General features: G+C 61.4%; 7 protein-coding genes. 2 read left to right on the forward strand and 5 right to left on the reverse strand.

Going from position 1 to position 5294, the window contains the following annotated elements; translation table 11 throughout:
* The 3 genes from EOA22_RS23465 to EOA22_RS23475 all read right to left on the reverse strand — a co-directional run.
* Positions 1 to 641, reverse strand: a 641-nt coding sequence (locus EOA22_RS23465; RefSeq protein ID WP_281040781.1) for a biotin carboxylase N-terminal domain-containing protein, incomplete at its 3' end; no start/stop codon positions are given.
* Positions 641 to 874, reverse strand: coding sequence for an acetyl-CoA carboxylase (locus EOA22_RS23470; RefSeq protein WP_013533152.1), 234 nt, complete (start codon positions 872 to 874; stop codon positions 641 to 643). The genes EOA22_RS23465 and EOA22_RS23470, both read right to left, overlap by 1 nt.
* Positions 875 to 940: 66 nt before the next feature.
* Positions 941 to 1663: a LamB/YcsF family protein gene (locus tag EOA22_RS23475; RefSeq protein ID WP_024502406.1), complete on the reverse strand. Its 723-nt coding sequence runs from the start codon at positions 1661 to 1663 to the stop codon at positions 941 to 943.
* 135 nt (positions 1664 to 1798) lie between these two features.
* Between EOA22_RS23475 and EOA22_RS23480 the strand changes: the two genes are divergently transcribed.
* The gene (locus EOA22_RS23480; protein WP_013533150.1) at positions 1799 to 2704 is read left to right on the forward strand and encodes a LysR family transcriptional regulator; all 906 of its coding nucleotides are present in this window, start codon (positions 1799 to 1801) and stop codon (positions 2702 to 2704) included.
* Positions 2705 to 2908: 204 nt separating this feature from the next.
* On the opposite strand, the gene EOA22_RS23490 is transcribed toward EOA22_RS23480, so the two are convergent.
* On the reverse strand, positions 2909 to 3061 hold the full coding sequence (locus EOA22_RS23490; protein ID WP_244514267.1) for a hypothetical protein: 153 nt from the start codon (positions 3059 to 3061) through the stop codon (positions 2909 to 2911).
* A gap of 357 nt (positions 3062 to 3418) precedes the next feature.
* Here EOA22_RS23490 and EOA22_RS23495 point away from each other — a divergent pair, with 357 nt between their 5' ends.
* On the forward strand, positions 3419 to 4018 hold the full coding sequence (locus EOA22_RS23495) for a TetR/AcrR family transcriptional regulator (protein WP_063167472.1): 600 nt from the start codon (positions 3419 to 3421) through the stop codon (positions 4016 to 4018).
* A 250-nt stretch (positions 4019 to 4268) separates the two neighbouring features.
* Here the strand turns inward: EOA22_RS23495 and EOA22_RS23500 are convergent.
* Positions 4269 to 5294 (reverse strand): alpha-hydroxy acid oxidase (locus EOA22_RS23500; protein WP_164755756.1); only part of this gene is annotated, 1026 nt, incomplete at its 5' end.

Here is a 5294-nt window from a genome sequence, read left to right on the forward strand (position 1 = left end):
AGCACCTGCACCTCGATATGGCGGGCCTTGCCGATCACCTTTTCCATGGAGAGACCACCATCGCCAAAGGCGGCGAGGGCTTCTGCTTCGGCCTGAGGAAAGGCTTGTTCGAACTCGGCAAGCGAGTTCGCGATGCGGATGCCCCGCCCGCCGCCGCCTGCCGCCGCCTTGATCATCACCGGAAAACCGGTTGCGGTCAGCACCTCGTGGCCAGCCTCGAGGCCCTCGACCCGGCCAGCCGAGCCTGGCACGACGGGGACACCTGCAGCGGCAGCGGCCGATCGCGCCGAGACCTTGTCTCCCATCATCCGGATCGCATCTCCCGACGGGCCGACGAAGACCAATGCAGCGCCTGTGACCGCGTCGGAAAACGCGGCATTCTCGGCAAGGAACCCATAGCCTGGATGAACACTGTCGCAACCGGTGTCGCGGGCAGCCTTCAGAATTGCTTCGACATTGAGATAGGACTTCTTTGCAGCTGGTGGGCCGATGTTGACCGCTTCGTCCGCAAGCTGGACGTGGAGCGACTCGGCGTCTGCGGCCGAATACACCGCCACGGTGGCGATCCCCAGATCTTGCGCGGCCCGGATGATCCTGACCGCTATCTCGCCCCGGTTGGCAACCAGAAGCTTTTTCAGCATCAGTCGAGATCCGCAATAGGTGCGCCGGCCATGATGGGATCCTCATTGTCGGCAATGAAGCGGATGTTCGTACCGGCCGTCTCGGCCCTCACTTCGTGGAACGACTTCATCACTTCGATGAGACCGATTACGTCTCCGGCGGACACCGCGTCGCCATCCGCCTTGTATGGCGGCTGGTCTGGCGAAGCGCTGCGATAAAAAGTGCCGGGAAGAGGTGAAAGAATCTGGGCCATAAAAAGCTCCGGAAAACTGCGGACAGACTAATCTGGAACCGCCCGCGCGGGCGGGTTCGGTCGAGTTCAGTGCCAGGGGGCGATTGCGGTGCGCACGGCCCGGGCTATTTCGATGGCGTTCGGCGTATCGGAATGCACGCAGATGGTTTCGCAGCGTACAGGGAAGAAACTGCCGTCCTCTGCCGTGCCCTCGCCCTCCCTGATGGCGCGTACGCACCGCTCGGCCATCTCTGCGGGGTCCTTGGCGTCATGAACGCGTGTCAAGATCAGCTTGCCGGAGGCATCGTAGTCGAGATCGGCATAGAACTCAGCGACAAATGGGATACCGCGCTCTTGATAGATCTTCTCATGCAGGGTGCCCGTCATGCCGAAGAGGGGTACGCCGAAAATCTCTGCCGCGTCGCACACGCCATGGGCTATTGCCTCCTGCTGCATGGCCATGAAGTAGAGGCTGCCATGCGGCTTGATGTGGTGGAGTTCCACACCCTCGGCCTTGAGGAAGCCGGCAAGCGCTCCCACCTGGTAAATGATGGTGTTTCTGACTTCTTCGCGGGTCATCCGCATCTCGCGCCGGCCGAAACCCTGAATGTCGGGCAAGCCTGGATGGGCGCCGATCTTTACGCCACTCGCCTTGGCGCTGCGGACGGCGGTGTGCATGTGATCCGGATCGGAAGCGTGAAAACCACAGGCGACATTGGCAACGTCGATGATGGGCATCATGCCCATATCATCGCCAACCTTGTAGAGGCCAAAGCTTTCGCCCATGTCGCAGTTTAGCGTCACCGCCATCACATTGTTACCCCTCGAAGCTGCCGTCTTTGCGGCGTTGCAGCATTTTTTGCGCATGCGAGGGCATTTGTGAAATAGTAGTTTATTGATTGTCATATCAAAAAAACAGATAATGGTTCTGGGCCAGGGCGCACCATGACCATCACCTTGAAACAGCTGGATTATTTTATCGCGACCGCCGAGAGCGGACAGGTCAGTCATGCCGCGGTGGAACTCAACATCTCGCAATCGGCGGTCACTGCGGCGATAAAGACGCTTGAGGCTGACCTGGGCGTACGGCTTTTGGAGCGTAACCACGCTGGCGTAAGACTGACGATGGAGGGCGCGCGGTTTCTTGAACATGCGCGTGTTATCACCGGGGCCGTCGCTGCCGCCGTCCGAAGCCCGTTGCGCGATAGGAAAGGCCTGGCGGGCAAGCTGCGGCTGGGCATGACCTACACGGTCGTCGGCTACTACATGTCGCGCCACTACGCGCGCTTTCGAAAGACCTATCCCGAGATCGAGGTCGAGGTGCTGGAACTGCCCCGAGACGCTCTCGAAAGCGGGTTGATGTGCGGGGACATCGACATGGCCGTGATGCTGGTGTCGAACCTGGAGCACACCAAGGAGTTGGCGCAGGAGGTCTTGATGCGGTCGAACCGCCGGCTCTGGCTTTCGGCTGATCATCACCTCCTCGCGCGGCAGGAGATCAGCCTCGCCGATGTGGCGGCGGAAGATTATGTCATGCTGACGGTTGACGAGGCACGCACGACGGCCGCCCGTTACTGGGATGCCGCGGGCCTTTCGCTCCGCGCCGTCCTTACCACCAGTTCGGTCGAGGCCGTGCGGTCGCTCGTGGCTGCCGGCATGGGGGTCACTGTCCTGTCCGACATGGTTTACCGCCCCTGGTCCTTGGAGGGGCAGCGCATCGAAGTGCGCGGGCTTGTCGAGCCCATCCCCACTATGGACGTTGGCCTTGCCTGGTCGCGTGACAGATCAATCGAACCGGCGGCTGCGGCCTTCCGGGCCTTTATGTCCGTAACCATGGGCGGCGGCGGCTAACCTCCTGCCGCCAGTCAGGCGCTATGGCTGGTTGAGCAGCGGAGCATGCCGCGCGCAGGAGCTGATGCCTCGCATCATCAAGGGGGATTTCACCTTTGTCGCAAATTACCTCGTCATCGTCGTCCCTCAGGTTGCTCCCGACAAACAGAAGGAATTCTTGGACAGTCTTATTGGTCCACCTCGGACCGGAACCGGAGAAGTTTCTCATCGGCGGGCGGTGACTTCACGGTTGCGGGCTACGATCTGCTCGTGGCGGAGGGGAGGCGTCGCCTCGATGAAGCCCTTGATCAGCGCGTCGCGAATTCCGGGTGCGCGCGCCTTTTCCGCCGTGGACAGCGCATCCTGAAGATCAGGCAACGTCAGTTCCGTGCAGTAGGCGGGCGTGCCCGGTTGCTCAGCGCATGGTGCGCGGATCTATTCCGTATTGAGCGGACATCCAGAGGGTCGCGCAGGGCGGTGCTGCCGACGGAGCAGTCCGCCTCGAAACTCGTATAGCTCGCGGCATCTACTGACGGCGCGCGCCAGGCGCCAGGCAGGTTGCGGTGCCCGTTGTCCGGATGCATGCCGGTATCATCTGCCTGATCATCGTGTCCTCGTTTCGCTCGCTAATGCCGACCTGTTAGAATAATCGACCGGGGGCTATATGGAGACTCTCTCCGATTCGGCTTTTAGATACGGAGAGTGTCTCCGGTATTCAAGGGTTCAAGGTCAGTAATGTCGCAATTTTCGGTCGCGTCAGCCCTGCGCAGGGACGCGCAGCATAATCGGGCGCACATTCTCGAGGTGGCGCGACAAGCGTTCGGCAACGACAGTGTTGACGTTTCGATGGATTCTATTGCGAAGCTGGCGGGCGTGGGAGCAGGGACGCTCTACCGCCATTTTCCAAACAAAGACGCCCTGCTGGCTGCGCTGTTAGTTCTTCATTATGAAGGCCTCGACCATCGTCGCGTTGAAATCGAAGCCGGGGAGAGCGATGCAGGCCGCGCACTCGAACTCTGGGTTGAAGCTCTCGGCGACTGGATGCTGGCTTATGAGGGCTTGCCTGAACCGTTACGGGCGGCTTGCCGAGTAGAATCCCCGCTGACGCCGACCTGCCATGCTGTCATCGCGACGACGGAGCGAATCCTGAAGGCTGCACAGGACGAAGGGCTTGCACGACGGACGATGACCGGGCGCGACATCTTTTTCGGGGCACTGGCGATCGCTTGGGCGAGCGGCGCAACGGCAGCGGGCGAAGACATCCGCAACGTGCTTCGCGACATTCTGAAGAACGGGTGGATGGAACCGAAAACAGCACCGGGCGGCCGACCTTAGTCTGCCTATCCGACTGTGCAGCCTCTCGAATTTAATCACGACCGCCGCTAGCGGGTGTGCATCAAACAAGTGCTCTCTGACAGGCGGCCGCTGGGCTTGGGAAGGAGCGGCGTGTGAGGGCGGCAATTGGTCGGCCGCCCGCAGCCGCTTGCACAACCGCGATAGCAAAACCTTGGCATGATGAGGAAGAATATTGGACGAGCGGGGGTTTTCTGTACCTCTTGACCAAGCGTGAGCACTCGTCTTGGCGCTATGCTATCATTTCTGATCCCGCTTCCTGAAAACGGGGGATCCCGCAGAGCCTGAGGCAAGTCACCACTTCGTCCAGGATGATATCCAGTGCCTTGGCCACGCCGGGCTCGCCAGCCACGGCGCCGAACAGGGCGGCCCGGCCGATCGCCGCGACGGTGGCGCCGCGTGCCTTGGCCTTGACGATGTCCGTGCCCGTGCGGATACCGGAATCGATGAGGATCGGGATTTGGGCGCCAAGTGCCTGACGGATAGCGGGCAGGGCATCGATGCTCGATACAGCACCGTCGAGCTGGCGGCCTCCATGGTTGGACACCCAGATGCCATCGGCACCAGCCGCCACCAGTCGCGACGCATCGCCCGGGTGCAGGACGCCCTTGACCAGCAGCCGGCCTTTCCACCAGTCGCGGATCTGGCGGAAATCGTCCCAGTCGAAACCTGCATGGAGGCTGCCGCCAACACGCGCGGCGATCGTCAGGCCGGCGCTGTTGTCACCGAGATAGCCGCGGACGTTCTCGAACTGGGGCAGACCGCCGCGCAGCAGGCGCAGCGACCAGCCAGGATGAAGCATGCCTTCCCAGAGATGCCGGGCCGAAGGCCGCAGTGGGATAGATATGCCGTTCCTAAGATCCTTTTCGCGCTTGCCACCGGCTTGCAGATCAACGGTCACCACCAGCGTCGAATAGCCAAATTCTTCCGCTCGCCTCACCAACTGGCGATTGAAGTCGAAATCCTTGAGCACATAAAGCTGGAACCACAGCGGCCCCTGTACGGCTCGCGCCATGCCTTCGATGCTGGCCGTGGCCATGGTGGAGAGCGTGTAGGGGATGCTGCGAGCGGTTGCCGCCCTCGCGATGGCAATGTCGGCTCCGGGCCTGACCAGCGCGCAGGAGCCCATCGGGCTGATCACCAGCGGTGTTGGCAAGGTCTCGGACCAGAGCGTCGTGGAAACGTTCGGATGCGAAACATCGGTAAGCACGCGCGGCAAAATTCTGATCTTTTCGAAATCGCTTCGATTGGCTTTGAG

This window comes from Mesorhizobium sp. M7A.F.Ca.US.014.04.1.1, from assembly GCF_003998745.1.
Lineage (GTDB): Bacteria > Pseudomonadota > Alphaproteobacteria > Rhizobiales > Rhizobiaceae > Mesorhizobium > Mesorhizobium ciceri.

Excerpts from the sequence above, each read along its gene's own strand:
- EOA22_RS23495 (WP_063167472.1), top strand. The coding sequence starts at position 3,419 with ATGTCGCAATTTTCGGTCGCGTCAGCCCTGCGCAGGGACGCGCAGCAT.
- EOA22_RS23480 (WP_013533150.1), top strand. The coding sequence starts at position 1,799 with ATGACCATCACCTTGAAACAGCTGGATTATTTTATCGCGACCGCCGAG.
- EOA22_RS23470 (WP_013533152.1), bottom strand. The coding sequence starts at position 874 with ATGGCCCAGATTCTTTCACCTCTTCCCGGCACTTTTTATCGCAGCGCT.
- EOA22_RS23475 (WP_024502406.1), bottom strand. The coding sequence starts at position 1,663 with ATGGCGGTGACGCTAAACTGCGACATGGGCGAAAGCTTTGGCCTCTAC.